This window comes from Sorangium sp. So ce1153 (genome assembly GCF_051521595.1).
Lineage (GTDB): Bacteria > Myxococcota_A > Polyangia > Polyangiales > Polyangiaceae > Sorangium.
In genome coordinates this window covers 2116056-2136604 of the sequence record NZ_CP150361.1, presented here as the reverse complement: position 1 = coordinate 2136604, position 20549 = coordinate 2116056, and the positions used below count along the sequence as shown (strand labels likewise).

Here is a 20549-nt window from a genome sequence, read left to right as displayed (position 1 = left end):
GGCGAGGAGCTCGAGGACGTCGGCCTTCGAGAGGCGCCCGTCCTTCATTTCCTTAAGCAGGTAGCCTACCAGATTGCTCATCTCAGCTCAGCCCTCCCGCGAGCAGCTCTCTCGTCTTCGCAGCCGCGTCGTGCAGATCCATCTCGTCGGCGAGGAGCGCATCGAGCACGGCGCTCAGCGGCCCGCGGTCGACGCGCGGCGGCGGCGCCGCCACGCGCGGGGGCTGCGCCGGGCTCGTCGACCCGTCGTCGACCCAGTACCGCTCCTTCGCGAACGGGTACGTCGGCAGGCCCACCCGGCGGAGCTGCACCGGCCTTCCGGCGTACAGCCGCGACCAGTCGACGGACGCTCCGTCGACCCACAGATCGAGGAGCCTCGGTAGATCACGCTGCTCGATGCATCTCTCGACGAGCGCGCGCTCTTCGCCGCGCGAGGAGGCTTCGTTCCCGCGCTTCGTCTGCCCGACATGGACGCCGTCGCCACCGCCGTTCTCCTGCACGTAGCGGCTCAACTTCTCACGGAGCTCGTCAATCGTGAGCGCGGTGAGCCCCAGCCGATGGTCGAGCGCGTCGCGCCCCACCTGCAGCGTGTACGCGATGTCGTCGAGATCGCCGTCCAGATGCGCGTGCTTCGAGAGGTGGGCGGCGAGCCGGCGGGCCTGCTCGACGAGCTGCTCCTCGGTCCGGGCCGAGAGCACGACGATCGCCGGCTGCTCCGGCGCGGCGCGCCCGGGGCGCTCGGCTGCGCAGTACTCCTCGAGGACGACGTGCGCGTTGACGCCGCCGAAGCCGAACGAGCTGACGCCCGCGACGCGGGGCAGCGGCCGGCCATCGCTCCCCGACCTCGGCGACCACGGCTGCGTCCGGTCGACGATGTAGAAGGGGCTGCCCTGCAGCTGGATGTACGGGTTGATCTGCTCGCAATGAAGGCTCTTCACCAGCGTGCGATGGCGGAGCTGGAGGAGCACCTTGATGACGCCCGCGACGCCAGCGGCGAGCTCCAGGTGCCCGATGTTCGTCTTCACCGATCCGAGGCCGCAGAACGCGCCCTGCTCGGCCGGCGCCCCGCCGGGGGTGAGCTCCGCGAACGCGCTCTTCAGCCCGTTGATCTCGATCGGATCTCCCAGCGGCGTGCCCGTGCCGTGCGTCTCGACGTACGTGACGCTGCCGGGCTCGACGCCAGCCTCGCGCAGCGCCGCGGTGATCACCGCCGTCTGCGCCTTCGGATTCGGAGCCGTCAAGGAGCTGGCGCGACCGCCGTGGTTCTCCGAGGTGCCGCGGATCAAGCCGTAGACGTGATCGCCGTCCCGCTCGGCGGCGGAGAGCTTCTTCAGGACGAGCATCCCGACGCCCTCCCCTCGGACGTAGCCGTCGGCATTCTTCGAGAACGTCTTGCAGCGTCCGTCCTCGCTCAGCATGCCGGCCTTGCCGAAGAGGATGTGCGCCCACGGGGTGACGATCACGTTGACGCCGCCGGCGAGCGCCATCTCGCACTCGCCGGCGCGGATGGCGCGTACGGCGCGATGGATCGCGACGAGCGCGCTCGAGCACGCCGTCTCGACGGGCTCGCTCGGACCGTGGATGTCCAGCAGGTAGCTGATTCGATTCGGGCCGATCGACGCGGTGGCGCTGGTCGAGTGGTACCCTTCCGTCGACGAGCTGTTCTGCCTGCTCAGCTCGACGTAGCCGCTGGTCGCGGTGCCCACGAAGATGCCAGTGTCGCTGCCGGCGAGGCTTCGCGGCGAGTATCCCGCGTCCTCGATCGCCTTCCACGCATGCGCCATCAGGAGCCGCTGCGGCGGGTCCATCGCCTGCGCCTCACGGCGCGAGATGTTGAAGAACAGCGGGTCGAAATGTTCGACGGAGTCGATGAAGCCGCCCCACTTGACGAGCGTCTTGTTCCCGCCTTCGGACGGATCGCCGTAGATCGCCTTCCAGTCCCACCGGCTCCTCGGGATCTCGGTGATGCTGTCCTTGCCGTCCCTGAGGTTGTCCCAGAAGGCATCCAGGTCCGCGGCGCCCGGGAAGCAGCCGCTCATTCCGACGATCGCGATCGGCTCGCCGGCCGCTTGCGGGCGAGACGGCTGGACCACCGCCCTCCGCGTCTTTTGCCCAAGCGCGCCGGCGGGCCGCCGCGAGGGGCCCTCCGGCCGCGCCGCTCCGGCAGGGCTCGACGCAGCATGCGTCGCTTCCATCCGGGCCGTGTGGTCACGGACGAGATACCGCGCGAAGCTGCGAACCGACGGGTGTTCGAAGAAGAGCGCCGGGCTGATCGCGAGACCGTAACGGTCGTTCACGCTGCTGGCGAAGGCCGTCAGCTCGATCGAGTCGAACCCCAGGTCGCCAAGCTGCGTGTCGGGGTCGACGTCCGAGGGTTTCAGCTTCAATTGCCGGGAGATGCTCTCGACGAGCGCGCTCTGGACCTTGTTCACGAGCTCGCCGTCGTCGGCGCTCGCCTGCGCCGGCGCAGGCGGCGCGTCGCCGGCGGTCCGGCGCTTCCGTTCGAAGAGCTCCGCGAGCTTCTCGTGCACACCCGCGAGGACGACGACCTGCGACTCGCCGCTTCGCCACGCGCGATACAGCGCCTCGATGCCAGCGTCCGTGGACAGGACGTCGAAGCCCCGCTCGCGCATGCGATCCCGCGTCGCTTCGTCGGCGCGCATCCCCCCCTCGCCCCAGAGCGGCCAGTCGATGGCCAGCGTCCTGCCGCGGCGCGCGCCGGCCCTCACCCGCTCGTTCCGACGCTCCGCGAACCGATCCATGAACGCGTTCGCCAACGCGTAATCGCTCTGGCCCAGGTTACCGAAGACGCCTGACACCGACGCGAACAGGATGAAGAAGTCGAGCGGGAGGTCCCGCGTCGCGCGATCGAGGTGGACCGCGCCCCGGACCTTCGGATCCAGCACCGCGCGGAGGGCCTCGTGGGTCTTGTGGATGACGAAGCCGTCCCGGAGCACGCCCGCGCTGTGGACGATGCCGCTGAGGCGCCCGTGGCGGCGCACGATGTCGCGCACGCTCGCCTCGACCGCCGCCGCGTCGGCCACGTCGAGCACGCGATACTCCACCTTCGCGCCGTGGCCGAGCGCCGGCGCTACCTCGCCGCGGCGCGAGCGGCCCGCGAGCACGAGGGTCGCGTCCTTCACCTTCCGGGCGATCTCTCGCGCGATGATCAACCCGAGGCCGCCCGCTCCGCCCGTGATCAGGTAGACACCGCCGTCCCGCCACGGCGCCTCGCCGGCGAAGCCCGCGCTCACCTCTTCGAGGGTCGTCACCTCACGGCCCTCCGAGACGTAACGAATCTCCGTATCGTCCTGCGCCGCGACGCGCGCGTTCTCGTCGAGCGCGGTCGATAGCTCCCGGAGGCCCGCGGTCGCCGGAAGGCCGATGACCTGACCCACGAGCTTCGGATTCTCCTGACGCACGCTCTTGAAGAGACCGCTCGCGGCCGCCAGCGCCTGCGACGAGTCCGCGTCGGCGTTCAGGACGAGCTGGACGAGGATGTGCCTGCTCGAGCTCGCCCGGAGCAGCGACTGGATGCGCCCGAGCAGCTCCTCGCCGGCGGACACGACGCGCTCTTCCAGCGGCGTCTCCGGTCCCGCGTCCCCGAGGCCGATCGACCAGTTCACGGACGGCGAAAGCTCCCGGAGCCGCGGGACGTGGGCCTCGTACGTGGGGTCGACGTAGACCCAGCGCTCCGCGTCGATCGGCTGCGCCTCGGGGCCGTCCGCCCGGAGGGGCTCGGGCTGCCAGGCCCGCGTGAGCAGCAGCGTTCCTCGGCCTCGCCCCGCTCCGCCTTCCGATCGGACGTCGGGCTCCAGCGCTCGGGCGGCGAGCCCGGTGAGGCGCACGCACACACGCCCGGTTTGGTCGCCGATCTCGATGTTCCAGCGGTGGGCCCCGCCGGTCCCGCCACCCTCTCCCGCTGCGGGTCGCGCCAGCACCCACGCCCGGCTCGGGCTGCGATCCACGAGCTCGAACGTCTCGAGCGCGAACGGGACCGCCGGGCGGGAGGCGGCGCGAGGGTCACCGGCGTCGGTTAGCCCGAGCGCGACGAGCGACTGCAGCGCGCTGTCGAGCACGCTCGGGTGAAGCACGTACTGTCGCTCCGTCGCGCGGACGCAATCGGGCAGCTCTACCTGCGCCAGCACGAAGCGCTGTCCGTCGGCGTCGACGCCCACGTCGACGCTGGAGAGCCCGCGGTGCGCGGGGCCGTAGTCGAGGCCCATCGCGCGGAACGACTCGTAGCACAGGCCGACGTCGACGGACCGCTCACAGCGGGATCGATACGCCTGGAGATCGATGCGGTGCTCCGCGAACGCTCCATCGAGCACGACATTCCCCTTCGCGAGCACGGCGCCATGCTCCGCGTCCGCGGCGCCGATCTCGAACTCGATATCCCCGTCCGGCTCCGCGCGGAGCCGGACGTGGATCTCCTGCGGTCGCTCCACGACGGCCGGCCGCATCCAGACGACGTTCCGCAGCGACAGACGCCCCTCTGCTCCGTCGCCCGACTCGAGGCACGCGCGAGCCGCCGCCCGCGCCATCTCGAGGTAGCAGACGCCGGGCAGCACCTTCTTTCCCTGGACCACGTGGTCGCTCAGGAAGAACTCGTCCCCGCGGAGCGTGGACGAGAAACGCAGGCCGTCGAAGCTCGACGTGTTCCGCTGGACGAGCGGGTGCAACGCGCTCGCGACCGACGAGCGCGCCGAGGGCAACTCGGCCCAGTACCGATCCCTCGCGAACGGATAGCCCGGAAGCGAGACGCGCCGCGGGGGAACGCCGTCTGCGTAGAGCTGGCTCCAGTCGACGAGCATGCCCTTCACCCACAGCTCGACGACCTTCCCGTACTGCCGCTTCTGGAGCCACGTTCCCGTGAGGCCGGCGGCGTCCTCCGCGTTCAGGCCGGATGCCTCCCCTCCCGACTTCACCTCACCGCGGTAGCACTCCTCGATCGCGCCGGTCTCGAGCTTGCCGTCGAGGTACGCCGTGAGCTTCTCGCGAAGCGCCGCGATCGTCGCCGCCGTGAGCGCCAGGCGCTCTCGCATCGCCTCGCGGCCGATCTGCAGCGTGTAGGCGATGTCGATCAGGTCGACGTCCGCGCACTGGCGACGCGCGACGTGAGCGAGCAGCTGCCGCGCGCGCTCCCGCAGCGCCGCGTCGGTCCTCGCCGAGAGCACGACGAGCGCCGGGCGTTCGGGCGTGGGCGCCGTCGCCGGCTGGGCGCGCTCCTCGGCGGCGTACTCCTCGAGGATGACGTGAGCGTTCGAGCCGCCCGCTCCGAACGAGGAGATGCCCGCGACGCGCGGGTATTCGCGCGAGCTTCCCTCGCGCTCGATGACCGGACGCCGCCACGGTTCGAGGCTCCGCTGCACCTTGAAGGGCGTGCGGCCGAAATCGATGTGCGGGTTGAGGACCTCGGCATGCAGGCTCGGGACCAGCACCTGCTCCTGCATCTGGAGGAGCACCTTGGTCACACCTGCGATGCCGGCTGCGCTCTCCAGATGCCCGATGTTCGATTTCGCGGAGCCGATCGCGCAAAACTGGCGATCCTGCGTGAAGCCCGAGAACGCCTGCGCGAGCCCGGCGATCTCGATGGGGTCGCCGAGGCTCGTCCCCGTCCCGTGCGCCTCGATGTAGCTGACGGTCCGCGGATCGACGCGCGACGCGCGCAGCGCGTTCGCGATGACCTGGGCCTGCGCCGCCGGGTTCGGCACGGTGTAGCCGTTCGTCTTGCCGCCGTGATTGACGCTCGTTCCCTTGATGACGCCGTAGACGTGGTCGCCGTCGGCGACGGCGCGGTCGAGCGGCTTGAGCAGCACGGCGCCGACCCCCTCGCCGGGCACGTAGCCGTCGCCGCCCTGACCGAAGCTCTCGCAGCGCCCCATGCTCGACGCGAACTGCCCCTGCGCGAGGTGGAGGTACTTGTTCGGGTGAATCGAGACGTTGACGCCGCCCGCGATGGCCAGCTCGCAGGCGCCGCGCTTGAGGCTCTCGCACGCCAGGTGGATCGCCGTCAGCGAGCTCGAACACATCGTGTCCACAGCCATGCTCGGACCGTGGAAGTTGCAGAAGTACGAGACGCGATTCGCGATCGACGCAGGGCTCCCCCCGAGGGCCAGCGGCTGCCCCAGGGCCTGCGACTGCGCACCATAGAGCTGGTACTCTTCGTACATCACCCCGACGAAGACGCCGACGTTGCCGTCGAGGCCCGAGGCTCGATAGCTCCTGAGCGCGTCGCGCGTGTAGCCCGCGTCTTCGAGCGTCTGAACCACGCATTGCAGGAACAATCGCTCCTGCGGGTCCATGAGCTCCGCTTCCTTCGGGGAGATGTTGAAGAAGATCGGGTCGAACTCGTCGACGCCGTCGATGAATCCTCCCCATTTGCTGTAGCTCTTGCCCGGCTTGCCCTTTTCAGGGTCGAAATAGAGCCCGTGGTCCCAGCGCTCCGGCGGGATCTCGACGATGCAGTCCTTGCCGGCGCGCAGGTTCTCCCAGTACGCCGCCACGTCCGGCGCTTGTGGATACCGGCCGCTCATGCCGATGACGGCGATGTCCATCGGGTCCACGGGCGCCCCCGGGGCGCGCTGCGCCGACGGCCTCGCGGCCCACGAGCGGCCACGGCGGCGCTTGTCGTCCGCGCGCGCAGCGGGCGTGGCCGACGCGTCTGGCTGCATGGACGCGCGCGGCGTCGGCGCCGTCGGCGTCAGCTGCAGCACCAGCGTGTCACGATGGTTCTCGATGAAGTACTGCGCGAGCGCGTCGATGCTCTGGTACTCGAACATCAGCGTCTTCGGCAGCGCGCCGAACGCCGTCTCGAGCTGATTCACCAGCTTCAGCGCCAGGACGGAGTCGATCCCGTACTTCTCGAGCGCGGCGCCGGTCTCGATGCGATCCGGCGGCAGCTTCAGCGTCGACGCGAGCAGGCGCTTCAGGTGGTGAGCCGTCTTCTGCGAGAGCTCGCTGCGATCCAGCTCCACGGGGGCGGCGACACGCTCCGTCGGGACCACTTCGACCCTCGCCCCCGGAGCGACGTCGGCCTCGGAGGCTCGCGCTGTGAACCCGCTCAGCCGGACGCTCACGCGCCCGGTCGGGTCGCAAACGTCGATGTCGAGCTTCTGGAGGGTGCCGGACCCGGCGCGCGGCCGCACGATCACCGCCGCGACCGCCGGGCTCCGCTCCCGGACGTCCAGGCCCTCCAGCGCGAACGGCAACGCCGGGCGCGCCGCTCCGTCGATCCGCGACAGGCCGAGGGAGGCCTGCAGCGCGCCGTCCATCACGCTCGGATGCAGATGGTACTGCTCCGCCGTCGCCGCGACGCAGGCCGGCACGCTCACCTCGGCGAGGACGAACGCGCGCCCGTCGACGTCCGTGCCGACGTGCACCGCAGACAGCGCGCGGTGCGCCGGTCCGTAGGCGATGCCGATCGCGCTCAGGGCCTCGTACGCTCGCGCGACGTCGATCGAGCGATCGCACCTGGACCGCAAACCAGGGAGATCCGCCGTCGATTCCTCGCGCGCGCTCGGATCGATCAGCACGGCGCGGCCCTGCGCGTGCACGACCTCCTCGTCCTCAGCGTCCTCGCGAAGCGTGTAAACGTCGAACTCGATCGCGCCGTCCTTCTGGGCGGATAGACCGATGTGCACCTCGCGAGCGTCATCGATGACGAGCGGCTTCAGCCACACGACGTCGCGCAGCACGACGTCCGGCCGTCGCTCAGGCGCGCGACCCAGAGACGCGAGCACGGCCGCTCGTGCCATCTCGAGGTAGCAGACGCCCGGCAGCACCTTGCTGCCCCGGATGACATGATCGCTCAGGAAGAACGCGTCTCCGCTCAGCGTCGACGAGAAGCGCTGCTCCTCGAGGCTCGACGTGTTTCGCTGCGCGAGCGGGTGGAGCACCGGCTCTGTCGCCTGGAGCGACTCGGCCACGTCCACCCAGTATCGCTCGCGCGCGAACGGATATGTCGGCAGGCTGATCCGCCGGGGCCTCGGGCCGTGACCGCTCGCGTAGAGGCGAGCCCAGTCGAAGGACAACCCCTTCGTCCAGAGCTCCAGCAGCTTCTCGTGCTTGCCCTTCGCGACCCAGGCGTTGATCAGCTGAGCCATGTCCTCGTCGACGTCGAGGACGGCGAGGGCCTCCTGGTTCTTCTTCGACTCGCCGCGATAGAGCCGATCGAGATCTGCCGTGCCCGCCGGGGCGTCGAGGTAACCGGCGAGCCTGTCGCGGACATCGTCGATCGTGACGGCCGTGAGCGCCAGCCGGTGCTCCATCGCCTCGCGCCCCACCTGGAGCGTGTACGCGATGTCCGGCAGGTCGGCTTCCGTGGCGCCAGCGGTCGAGAGCTCGTCGAGAAGCTGGCGCGCCTGCGCCCGCAGGCGGTCCTCGTCCTTGGCCGAGAGCACGATGAGCGCCGGCTGCTCTTGCGTGGGCGGACGCGGCGCCTCCCGCGCGGGCTCGACGTACTGTTCGAGGACCACGTGCGCGTTCGCTCCGCCGACTCCGAAGCTGCTCACACCGGCGCGACGCGGCGCCACCCGGCCCTGCGCGTCCCGTATCTCGGGCCAGTCGCGCGTCTCCTTCACGAGATAGAACGGGCTGCCCGCGAGCTGCAGGTACGGATTCGGCTCCTTTAGATGGACGTTGCCCGGGATCTTGCCGTGCCGGAGCATCATCAGCACCTTCACGACCCCGGCGATGCCCGCGGCCGCTTCGAGGTGACCGATGTTCGTCTTCAGCGAGCCGAGCCCGCAGTGCGCCTCGGCGGGAGCGGGGATCCCCTGCGCCGCATAGAGGTGGGCGAACGCGCCCTTGAGCCCGTTGAGCTCCACGGGATCGCCGAGCACCGTGCCCGTGCCGTGCGCCTCGATGTACCCCACGGTCCGGGCATCGATGCCCGCGTCCTCGTACGCCGCGACGAGGAGATCCTGCTGCGCGAGCGGGTTGGGTGCCGTCGGCGAGGTCGCCTTGCCGCCGTGGTTCTCCGCGGTGCCGCGGACGAGTCCGTAGATGTGATCGCCGTCCGCCACCGCTCGGCCGAGCGGCTTCAGGAGGAGCGCGGCGACGCCTTCGCCCCGACCGTAGCCGTCGGCGCCGCGGTCGAAGGTCTTGCAGCGCCCGTCCTCGCTGAGCATCCCCATCTGGCCGGCGCCGATCGTGACGTCCGGGCTGGCGAGGACGTTCACCCCGCCGACGATCGCCGCCTCGCACTCTCCCGATCGCAAGCAGCCGACCGCCCGGTGGATGGCGACGAGCGAGCTCGAGCACGCCGTGTCGATCGGCTCGCTCGGACCGCGCAAGTTCAGGAGATACGAGACGCGGTTCGCCACCATGAAGTGGAAGAGACCCATGATGACGCCGAGGCCGCGAAACGGCTGGACCAGGTCCTTGTAGTCCTGCGTCGAGACGCCGATGAACACGCCGGTCTTGCTGCCTGCCAGGCTGCTCGGGCGGTACCCCGCGTCCTCGATGCAGGCCCACGCGCACTCGATGAAGAGCCTGAGCTGCGGATCCATCCCCTGCGCCTCGAGGGGCGAGATCCCGAAGAACAGAGGATCGAAGCGGTCGACGTCCTCCATGAAGCCGGCGAACTTCACGCGCGTCTTGTGCGGATCGGACTTCGGATCGCCGTAATACTTCCGCCAGTCCCAGCGCTCGATGGGCACCTCGCGGATGAGATCGCGGTTGGCGAGGACGTTCTCCCAGAGCTCGCGCACGCTCGCCGACCCGGGGAATCGCCCGTTCACGCCGACGATCGCGATCGGCTCGTCGTGGGCTCCCTTCCGCGCCGCGACCGGCGGGCTGCGCCGCGGCGCGACCGGCGCTTGCGTGGCGACGCGCTCTGCCGGCGCGGCAGCCGCCACCGGCCTCGGGGCCTCCTTGCCCCGGCTCGCCGCGTCCCACTTCGCGCGCAGGCGAGGCTCGTGGCGCTTGACGAGGTGCTCGCCGAGGGCGGAGAGCGTCGGGCACTCGAAGAACACCGTCGGCATCAGCTCGAGCCCGTAACCCTTGTTCAACGCCTTCGTGAACTCCGCGAACGCCATCGAATCGAAGCCGTAGCGCGCGAGCTCTGCGCGCGGATCGATCAGGCGCGCCTCGAGCTTGATGACGCCGGACGCGATCCGGGTCAGCTCCTGAATCGCTCGCTCGAGCAAGGGCTGCTCGGACGGGGCGACGGGCGCCGCGGCCGTCGCCGGGGTGGCGACCGGCGCCGCTGGCCTCTCGGGCGCAGCGACCGCGGCGGGAACCGCCATGAGGCCTCGGAAGGCCATCAGGCAATCGCCGCTCGCGTCGACCAGGTCGACATCGTAACGACCGAACCTGGCGGGCAGCCCGTCCTCCGCTGCCCGGCGCGCCACCACGTACGCACCGCGCCGGGGGTCCGAGTAGATCCAGAGAGCCTCAAGGGTATACGGGAAGCGCCACTCTCGCTCGCCGTCCTGGATCAACGACAGGAAGATCGCGGGCACCAGAACCGAATTGCCCAGGTTCGGGTCAAGGAGGAACGCCTCGTCGCCCGGAGCGCTCGGCGCCTGAAGCGACGCCAGGGCTTCGTGATCGGAGTGGACCAGGGAGGTGATCCACAGCTTGTCGTACGAAGCCGGCATCCCCATGGCTTCGTTACGTGTCCGCGCGTCCACCTCGGTCGTGCACCGCGAACGCACGGCCTCGATGTCGAGCGCCGGCGGCCTCGCGGACTGCGCGTGGGACCCGTCGAGGACCAGCAGCCCACGCGCATGCACGCCTCCAGAGGAGCTCACCTCGTAGGCTCGGCCGCTCTCCGTGTCCGAGAGGACGACGCGCAGCTCGCAGTCGCGATCGCGGATCACGAGCGGCGAGATCCAGACCGCGTTGCGGATCCCTGCGATCCTGGTGTCCGCGGCCTCGCCCGCCGCGCGCGCCATCTCCAGGTACGCGACCGCCGGAAACAGCTGCTCGTGGTCTTTCAGGAAGGGCTCCGTGCCGTTGAAGACGGCGGCGAACGCGCGCTGGCCCTCCGCGTCGGCGACCTCGCGATGCACGAGCGGATGCCGCTGACGCACCTCTCCCATCCAGTAGCGACGTCGCTTGAACGGATACGTCGGCAGACGGACGATGCTCACCGCGCTCGGGTCGTGCAGGTCTTCAAGCGGGACGTCCACGCCGGACACCCACAGCCGGCCGAGCTCGTCGAGCTCGCGCTCCTCGATCAGCTTCCGGATGCGCGCCTGCTCCTCCGGACCGAGCGACGGGCTCTCGCCTGCCGGGGCCGGCGGGACGCTCACGCCGGAGGACTCCGCGATCTCGGACAGCCTCGCACGAAGCTCGGCCAGGGTCCGCGCGACGAACGCGAGACGGACCGGCAGGCGCTCCCGCCGCTGCAACGAGTAGGCGATGTCGGCGAGCCGCCCGCCCTCCGGAGCCGCCGTGTGCTCGAAGAGCCGCCGCGCGACGAGGCGCAGCTGCTCCGCGTCCATCGCCGACAGCACAACGAGCTGCGGCTCGACCGTCGCCGAGGGCGCCGGCTCGGCGGGCGGCGTGAACTCTTCGATGACGAGGCTCACGTACGAGCCACCCGCGCCGAACGAGTCGATCAGCGCACGACGGGGGGCCTCCCGCTCGCGCCCGTCGATCGTCACCACCGGCCGTTTCCACTCCTGCACCTCGCGCAGCAAGTAAAACGGGCTCTTCTCGAAGCGCAGGTTCGGATTCGGCGCCTCGACGGCCAGGGGCGGGATCAACGTGCGGTGCCTCATCTGCAGCAGCACCTTCGTGAGCTGCGAGATACCCGAAGCTGCCTCCGCGTGGCCGATGTGCGACTTCACCGAGCCGACCGCGCACGCGCGCGGCCCCGCCGTGAGCTTCGCGAACGCCTTGTTCAGGGCGGTCAGCTCCACGGCGTCCGCGAGGACGAACCCGGTCGCTGCAGCCTCGACCCAAGACACGGTCTCTGGCTCGACTCCGGCCTTCTGCAGAGCCCGCTCGATCACCACGGCCTGCGCGTTCGGATCCGGCACCGCGTACCCGCTCGATCGGCCGCTATGGTTCGTGCACGTGCCCTTGATGACGGCCCAGATCGTGTCACGGTCCCGGATCGCGGCGTCGAGCGGCTTCAGCAGCACCGCGCCGACGGCCTCCGCAGGGAGGTAGCCGTCGCCCGCTGCGAAGCTCCGGCTGCCGGGCTGACTGCCGATCATCTGTGCCTGGCTGAGGGAGACGTACCGGTCCGGATGGATCAGCAGATTCACGCCGCCGGCGATCGCCATGCGGCAATCCCCCTCCAGCAGATCGCGGCAGGCCATGTGAATCGCCATCGCCGACGACGAGCACATGGTGTCCACCGCGATGCTCGGCCCCTTCAGATCGAAGAAGTTCGACACCCGGTTCGCGATGTCGCCGGCCGATGCGAGCGCGGCGAGCGCCTGCGCCGACGGATCGCCGCCGAAGCCGCGGTACTGCTGAGACATCGACCCGACGTAGAGACCCACGTTGCCGTCGAAACGCGCCTCTAGCGCTGGCCGGCCATAGCCGGCGGTCTCGAGCAGCTCCCAGACGGTCTCGAGAAAGAGGCGGATCTGCGGATCCATCGCCTCCGCGTTGCGCGGCGAGATGTTGAAGAACAGCGGGTCGAATTCGTCGACCCCTTCGATGAAGCCGCCCCACTTGCCGTAGCTCTTGCCGGGCTTGCCCTTCTCGGCGTCGAAATAGCGACGATGATCCCATCGCGCCGCCGGGACCTCGGTGATGCAGTCGCGGCCTGACGCGAGGTTCTGCCAGAGCCGATCGATGTCCTGCGCGTGAGGATACCGCCCTGCGACGCCGATGATGGCGACGCCCGCCGCCTCGCCCTTCGCACCCTGCGTGGGGCGGCTTCCCGCGCCGTACCGCGAGACGATCTCCTTCTCGAACGAGGCGTTCACCAGGGCGCCGAGATCCGAGACCTCCTTGATCGACGCGTTGACGACCGAGACGACGACGTCGCCGGCCTCGCTGACGATCGTGGCGTCAAACGACGTGTAGTCGGGTCGGTGGATCCGGCGGCGGTGGACGATGTAGAAGCGCGCCGGCGTCCGCCGATGCACCACGATCTTCTCGATCGCGAGAGGAACGGCGATCCGCCGCGGCCGCGCTTCCTCCGACGCGTCGCCGCCGTGGACGTTGTAGCAGGCGCAGAGCGCCAGCGGGTCCAGAGCGTACGTCGACCGCCCGCCCTTCTGCGCGTTCGCCCCCAGGTCCACGCGAAGGATCTGCGTGGACTCGTCGACGACCCACACCGCGTCGGCCGTCCTCAGCAACGGTCCCAGCGTGAAATCCGGCGTTCGGCGATAGATGCCGTCGAGCTCCGCTTCGGTCAGGCGCCTTCCGCTCCCGAGCAACGCATCCACGTCGACGCGCTCGGCGATCGCCGCCGCCGGTCCGATCGCGTCGCCAGCGCAGCAGATCTTCGACGGCTCCCCTGTCCCGGTGGCGTACTTCACTTCGAACGACGTGCCCTGCTCCCCCTGCGAGAAGGCGACGGCGAGCGCGACGCTCTCGTCGTCCTCGAGCGTGATCGGACCGCCTCGAAAGCGGACGTTCCGGAGCTCCACGGGGAGCGCGCCGCGGGACTCACCCAGGAACGACTCCACCGCCAGACATGGATGGGTGATGCCCATCAGCGCCGGCGCGTCGAAGACGCGGTGGTCCTGCAGATACGGCTCGGCGCCTTCAAACACGTACTTCCCGGGAGCCGGGTTGGCCGGCTCCGACCCGGGCTCGAAGTGGCCGAGCGCTGCCAGGTGCGCGGCGAGCTCCGCGATCGTGACGTACTCGAAGAGCAACGTCGGCGAGAGCGACGCACCGACCTTCTTCTCGATGGAGTGCGCCAGCATGAGCAGCTCGGAAGACGAGAGTCCGAGCTCGTGGAACCGCGTAGCGCGGCCGATCTCCTCCGCGGGCCGGCGCAGCCTCTCGGCGATGAGCTCCCGGAGGAACGCCTCGATCGTCGGCCGGGCGTCGGTCGCGACGTGGGCTATCGCGGGCGCGGCCGCTCCATTCGCCTTCGAGGCGGGTCTCGCGGGAGCCGCGTGCACGACCAGGGCGCCGGACGCCCGGCGCGGGTCGACCGACGAAGGGTCGCGGACCTCCTTGTTGGTCACGTTCCTGAGCTCCGCGATCTTGCGCCCTGACTCGTCGAAGAGCTCCAGCGTGCACTGCCGGAGCTCCTGCACATCTCGCATCGAGGTCCGCAGGATGCGCGCGACGCATCGGCTCTGGATGAGCTGCTGGGCGCGGAACGACTCGTAGAACAGCGGCAACGCCAGCGGGCGCCCGTGGCCCCCCTCGAACCAAGCCAGCATCGCCAGGCCGCCGCAGACGGCGCTGCCGTCGAGGAGCGCCGGGTGGAACATGACGTGCTCCGCGCTCGCGCGCGCAGCGTCGCTCAGCCCGCATTCAACGTGGATCGCCTCGTCCGTCCGAAACAGCCGTCCCTGCGCCTGCATGAACGCGCCGTGCACGAGCGCTTGATCGCGGTACCGCGCGTAGAGCTCGTCCAGCGTGAGCGTCTCGACCGCCGAGCGCCGGATCGAGGCCAGGTCGATCCCGCCCTCGAGCTCGCACGGATCGACCCGGTGCATCTCCGCCGTCAGATAGCGCGTCTTCGTCCCGCCGCTCGACGAGGCGCCCTCGATCTCTATCCGCCACTCTCCGCGCCGACGCTCGGCGGAGCGGATGGTCAGCAGCACGCTCTCGCTTCTCGAGACGACGAGCGGCCGGAAGATCGCCACGTTCCGCAGCTCGAGCGAGCGGAAGTCGTGACCCTGCTTCCGGAAGACCGTGAAGATCAGATCGATGTACGCGAGCCCCGGCAGCAGGTGCACGTCGAGGACTCGGTGATCTCGGACGACGGGATTGTCGATCGTGAGGCTCAGCGTCTCTTCCATGACGAACTCTTCCGGATTCGCGCGACGTAGGGTGCGCGTCATTCGCCTTCCGCAGCGGTCGAGTGATGCGCGTCCGAGCTCACCAGCGGTCCCCAGATACTCTGCACCGCCGTCGATACCGGCACCGCTCGCTCCGGGCCCGACCTCGGCGGGCGGCAGTCGACTTTTCGGAGCGTCGGCGGCGCGATGGGCGTCCGCGCGGGGCTCACGTGGCCGTCGCGCCATGCCTCCACGACGACGTGCGCATTCGTCCCCCCATCGGCGAAGCAGTTGATCCCGATCACCTCCGGCGCGTCGCCGGGCGCGCTCAGCGCGCGAGAGAAACGGAACGGCGACGATGCCAGGTCGTAGTGACGCATCGGCTCTCGAGCCGACAGGAATGGCACGCGCTGGCGGTGATGCAGCATGAGCACGCCCTTGATGAAGCTGGCGATCCCCTCGGCACAGAGCGGATGGCCGATGTTCGGCTTCATCGAACCGAGCTCGCAGGGAGCCCCGCGTGGAGACCGATACACGGCCTCGATCGCCTTCAGCTCGAGCAGATCGGTCACTTCGCTGCCGGAGCCGTTGACCTCGATGTAACCGACCTGATCGGGCTCCTTGCCGCTCCTCTCGAGCGCGCGCCGCATCACCGCGGTCTGCGACTGCATGTTGGGCGCGGTGGGCCCGGCCGTGCGGCCGTCGTTGTTGACGGCGATCCCCTTGACCACGCCATAGATTCGATCGCCGTCGCGCAATGCCTGCTCGACCGTCTTGAGCCAGACCATCCCCGCGCCCTCCCCGAGCACGGTGCCCTGCGCGCGTCCGTCGAACAGATGCATCGCCGCCTCGCGGTTCAGGATCCCGCGCTGCTCGAAGAGCTTCAGCGCGTCGTCTCCGCTGAGCAGGCTCACGCCGCCCACCAGGGCCGACTCGATCTCGCCGCTGTGGAGCGACTGGATGGCCATGTTCATGGCCACCAGCGCCGACGAGCACGCCGTATCGATGACCACGCTCGGGCCGCGCAGATCGAAGAAGCGTGAGATGTTCGCGGCCAGGTAGTTCGGCCCGACCGCCATGATCGGGTTCTGCGCGGCCTTCAGCGCGTGCGGCTCCGCGACGATCTGCCCGCGGGCGCCGAGGTACACGCCGATCGAGCTGCCCTTGACTTCGGGCAGCGTGTATCCGCCGTGGTAGAAGAGCGCCAGGCTCTCCTCGAGCGCCAGCAGCGCCTGCGGATCCATCGCGCGTGCGTCCGCATGGGAGACGAGGAAGAACGCCGGATCGAAGTGCGACGCGTCGTCGAGGACCGCGGCGTGATAGTGGCTCGCGCGGCCCCAGCGCTGTGGCGGCACGCGCCCGATGACGGAGCGGCCCTCGGCGAGCAGTCGCCAGTATTCATCGAGCGTCTTCGCACCGGCGAACCGACATGACAAACCGACGACGGCGACGTCTTCGGGGCCGCCGCGCGCGCGGTGCACGGTCGACGGCCGCTCCACCGGAGCGGAGGACGCCGCCGGAATGGCGGCCGGAGAGGAGGACGCCTCCGGCGTAATGGCCTCTGCGGGCTCCGCCGCCTTCACCTCCGGCGAGAACACGTCCCCATAGCGCGTCACGAGCCACTCCGAGAACAGTCTGATCGTCGGGTACTCGAACAAGATCGAGGGATCGAGCGGCGCCCCGACGCGGTCAGCGATCGGGCGGAGGAGCTGGACCAGCAGGATCGAGTCGACGCCGTAGTCCGGCAGCGGAGCGTCTATCTCGATCTTCGACGCATCGATCTTGAGCTCGCGCGCCACGAGCTCGACCAGCTGCGCCTGCAGGGCGTCGAGCGACTCGCGAGCCGCCGCTCGCGGCTGCGGGGGCGCGTCGGCGCGCTTCGTGTCCGTCGCGCGCTCTCTCGAGCGGGGCTGGAGCAGCGTGCCGGGCTGCCAGCGAGCCGGATCCACGACCGCGGGCATGACCACCGCGCCGTACCGGCGCGAAAGCACCCGATCCAGCAGACGCAGGCCCTCCGCGTCGTCATGGGCGAGGAATCCCGACTCGCGGTAGACGATGCTGCGGTTCTCGCCCATCCCCGACTCGCTCCAGCTCGGCCACTGGACGCTGGTGATCGGGAGAGCGCCGCCACGGGCGTGCGCGACGTAATCCATGTACGCGTTGGCCATCGCGTAATCGCAGTGGCCGACCGCGAGGCTCGGGATCGCCGCCGACACCGACGAGAACAGCAAGAAGAACTGCAGCGGCTCACCCGCGAAGCAGCTCACCAGATGGTCGAGCCCGAGCACCTTCGGCGCCGCGACCGCGCCGATGCCGGTCGTTGTCTTGCGGATCAGCGGCAGCTGCTCGGCGTCCACGGTCCCCGCGCTGTGCAGGACGCCGCCGATGCGTCCGAGCGTCTCCTTCACGCTCTCGATGCTCCTGCGCAGGGCCGCTTCGTCCGTCAGGGACACGGACAGGGCCCGAACCTCCGCGCCTTCCGACTCGAGCGCGAGGAGCCCGCGGATCTTGCGCCCGAGCGGCGAGCCTTGGCGCGCGGCGTCCTGCCACCGCTCGCGGGGCGGGAGCTCGTCTCGGCCGGTCAGGACCAGCCGCTTCACCCCGTGATGGCGCACGAGGTGACGCGCGCAGACGTAGCCGATACCGCGCGTTCCGCCGGTCACCCACAGCACGCGGTCGCTCGGGAAGGCCTGCGCAGGGACCGACGGCGGCCCCTCCGCCGCTCGAACCTCCTGGAGCACCGCGCGATACCGCCGATCCGCGCGATGGCAGACCTCGATCTCCGCGGTCGGTCCGCCCCACTCGGCCGCGATCCGCTCGACGACCTTTGCATCGTCGCACGCCGCCTCGACGTCGACGTGGCGCGAGACGATGCGCGAGTACTCGCTCGAGAGCATCCGATAGAGCCCCACGCGGTCGGCACCGGCGAGGTTGATCGCGGAGCTCTCGCAGGACTCGAGCCCTCGCGTCACGCACAGCGCCACCCGCCCTTCTTGCGGACCGTGCTCGACCCAGCGCTGCAGGAGCCGCATCCACGCGAGGTCGTGCAGGACGGTCGAGCCGCAGCCCACCAGGTCGATCCATCCGTCGCAGGAGCCCCAGCCGACGTCGACGGACTCCGGCGGCGCGTCGTCCAGGACCACGACGTGGCTCGCGCCGAGCCGCGCCGGCAGCCGCTCGGCCAGCGCGCGCGTCTCCTGCCGGCAAACGATGACCACCCGCTTCGGCGCGCGCGGAGCCCAGGTGACCGGGCTGAGCTCCCAGGCTTTCGTCAGGACTCGCTCGACGCGACCGACGTCCTTCGCCTCGCGTGCCGCCTCCGGTGCCAGGGTCGCCCCGTCTCGGACCGGCTCGGTTCGGGACGACGCCGGCGCCCAGTACCGCTCCTTCGCGAAGGCGTAGGTCGGCAGCCCGATTCGCCGCGGAGGGGTCGGGCCGTGGAGCTCGGGCCAGTCGATGTCGGTGCCCTGGACCCAGAGCTCCGCCAGCTTGCTCAGCTTGTGCTTCCGCACCCACGTCTGGAGGAGCGCGCGGGCGTCGTCGTCGTCCCCGAGGCGCGCGACGCCGTCCTTCGTCTTCTGTCCGGCGTAGACGCCGCGCGGCGACCGCCCGTCCAGATGCGCCTGCAGCTTGCTCGCGAGATCGTCCGTCGAGTCGACGACGAGCGCCAGCCGATGATCCATCGCCTCGCGGCCGACCTGCGTCGTGTACGCCAGATCGGCGAGGTGAACGTCGGCATGCCGCGCGACGAACGCTCTCAGACGGCGGACGTTCTCGCGCAGCTGCTCCGCGGTCTTCGCCGAGCAGAGGACGATCGCCGGTCGCCCCGCGTCGGCGGTGCGCGCTGCGGCGGCGGGGACGTACTCCTCGATGACCACATGAGCGTTCGTGCCGCTGAACCCGAACGAGCTCACGGCTGCACGTCGCGGCCGCGCGCCGTCGCGCTTCCAGGGGCGGCGCTCCGTGTTCACGTAGAACGGCGATCGCGCGAAATCGAAGTGCTCGTTCGGCGTCCGGTAGTTCAGCGTGGGCGCGAGCTCCTCGTGCTGCATGCAGAGCAGCACCTTCTGCACGCTCGCGACGCCGGCCGCGGCGACGGTGTGTCCGATGTTGCTCTTCACCGAGCCGAGCGCGCAGAAGCTCTTCTTGTCCGTCCGCTCCCGGAACACGGTCGAGAGCGCGTCGAGCTCGATCGGATCGCCGAGCTTCGTGCCCGTCCCGTGCATCTCGACGTAGCTGATCGTCTCGGGGTCGATTCCGTACCGCGAGTAGACGTCGCGCTCCAGGTCCATCTGGCTCGCCGCGCTCGGCGCCGTGATGCCGTTCGTCTTCCCGTCCTGGTTGATGCCGGAGCCGATGATGACGCCGTGGATCCGGTCGCCGGCCGCCTGCGCGTCGGAGAGGCGCTTGAGCACCAGCGTCCCGACTCCCTCGCCGGGAACGAACCCGTCGGCGTCGTTATCGCAGGTCTTGCAGCGCCCCTGCCGCGACAGCATCCCCGCCGCGCACATCGTGAGGTACGGATCGGGCGTCAGGTACAGCGTCACGCCACCGACGAGCGCCATCTCGATCTCACCGGCTCTCAGCGCCTGACACGCCAGGTGCGTCGCCACGAGCGAGGCCGAGCAGGCCGTGTCGATCGCGATCGCCGGCCCCTTGAGGTTCAGGGAGTAGGCGAGCCGCGCCGCCGCGATCGAAGCGCTGCTCCCCGTCCCGTCCGCCGTCGCGCCGTGCTGCTGAAGCACCGACGGATACTCGCTGCCGATGATTCCCAGGTACACGCCGCAGCGGGCGTTGCTGAGCCGCTTCGGGTCGTATCCCGCGTCCTCGAAGGCCTTGTAGCCCTCCTCGAGAAACAGGCGCTGCTGCGGGTCCATCCGCTCCGCCTCGGCGGGCGAGATGCTGAAGAACAGGGGATCGAAGCAGTCGACGTCATCGAGCCTCCCCAGCCACTTGCAGTAGATCTTGCCGGGTTGCTGAGGCCGCGGATCGAAGTGCACGGCCACGTCCCAGCGCCACGCCGGGACCTCCTCGATGCAGTCCTTGCCGGCGGCGAGATTCGCCCAGTAGTCTTCGAGGCTGCTCGCGTGCGGGTACCGCCCCGACATCCCGACGATGGCGATGGCGCGGTCGTCGACAACCGGGGTTCGTGAGCGGCCGATCTCCGTCGCGCTCGCCGCTCCGCTTCGTGCGGCCACGGCCCGCTCCGCGGTCGGCTCGCCGCGTTCGACGTCGCTCGCCGAAGCCGTCGCTGCGGCGCGAGGCGGCTCTCGCTCCGCCGAACGCCGGTCGCTGCCGTCGACTCCATTGGCTCGAGGAGCAGCCTCGCTCCGGCGCTGCTCCTGCGCGATGAAGCGCGCGAGCGCTTTGATCGTCGGATATTCGTATATCTTCGTCGGTGAAAGCGACAATCCATAACGCGTGTTGATCGCGTCCATCCACTCGACGCCGAGGATCGAGTAGTAGCCCATCTCCGAGAACGGCATGTCTCGATCGAGGTGCGCGGGGTCCACGAACAGAGCCTCCGCGAGCCCCTCGCTGAGCTCCGACTCGAGAGCTTCGACCGCCTCCGCGGAGGCGTCGCCAGGCGCGCGCGCCGCGGCTGCGTCGCGGGGGACCGAGCTCGCCTCGCCGACCGGAGCGACCTCGACGACGGCCGGAGCCGAGCCCA

The 20549-nt window shown here is 70.1% G+C and carries 2 protein-coding genes (1 of these 2 only partly in view); both read right to left on the bottom strand.

What is annotated here, in order from left to right; genetic code table 11:
• Positions 1-82 precede the first annotated feature (82 nt).
• Positions 83-14941, bottom strand: a complete 14859-nt coding sequence (locus WME85_RS07455) for an SDR family NAD(P)-dependent oxidoreductase (protein ID WP_437836515.1) — start codon at positions 14939-14941, stop codon at positions 83-85.
• Positions 14938-20549 carry the 3' portion of an SDR family NAD(P)-dependent oxidoreductase gene (locus WME85_RS07450; RefSeq protein ID WP_437836512.1) on the bottom strand. It continues 18691 nt past the right edge of the window, so the window shows 5612 of its 24303 coding nt (coding positions 18692-24303); its start codon lies off the right edge, out of view; it ends in the stop codon at positions 14938-14940. Before WME85_RS07450 ends, WME85_RS07455 begins: the two co-directional genes overlap by 4 nt.

Bases quoted from the DNA above. Each gene is read 5' to 3' on its own strand.
- WME85_RS07455 (WP_437836515.1), bottom strand. From the start codon at position 14,941: ATGACGCGCACCCTACGTCGCGCGAATCCGGAAGAGTTCGTCATGGAA.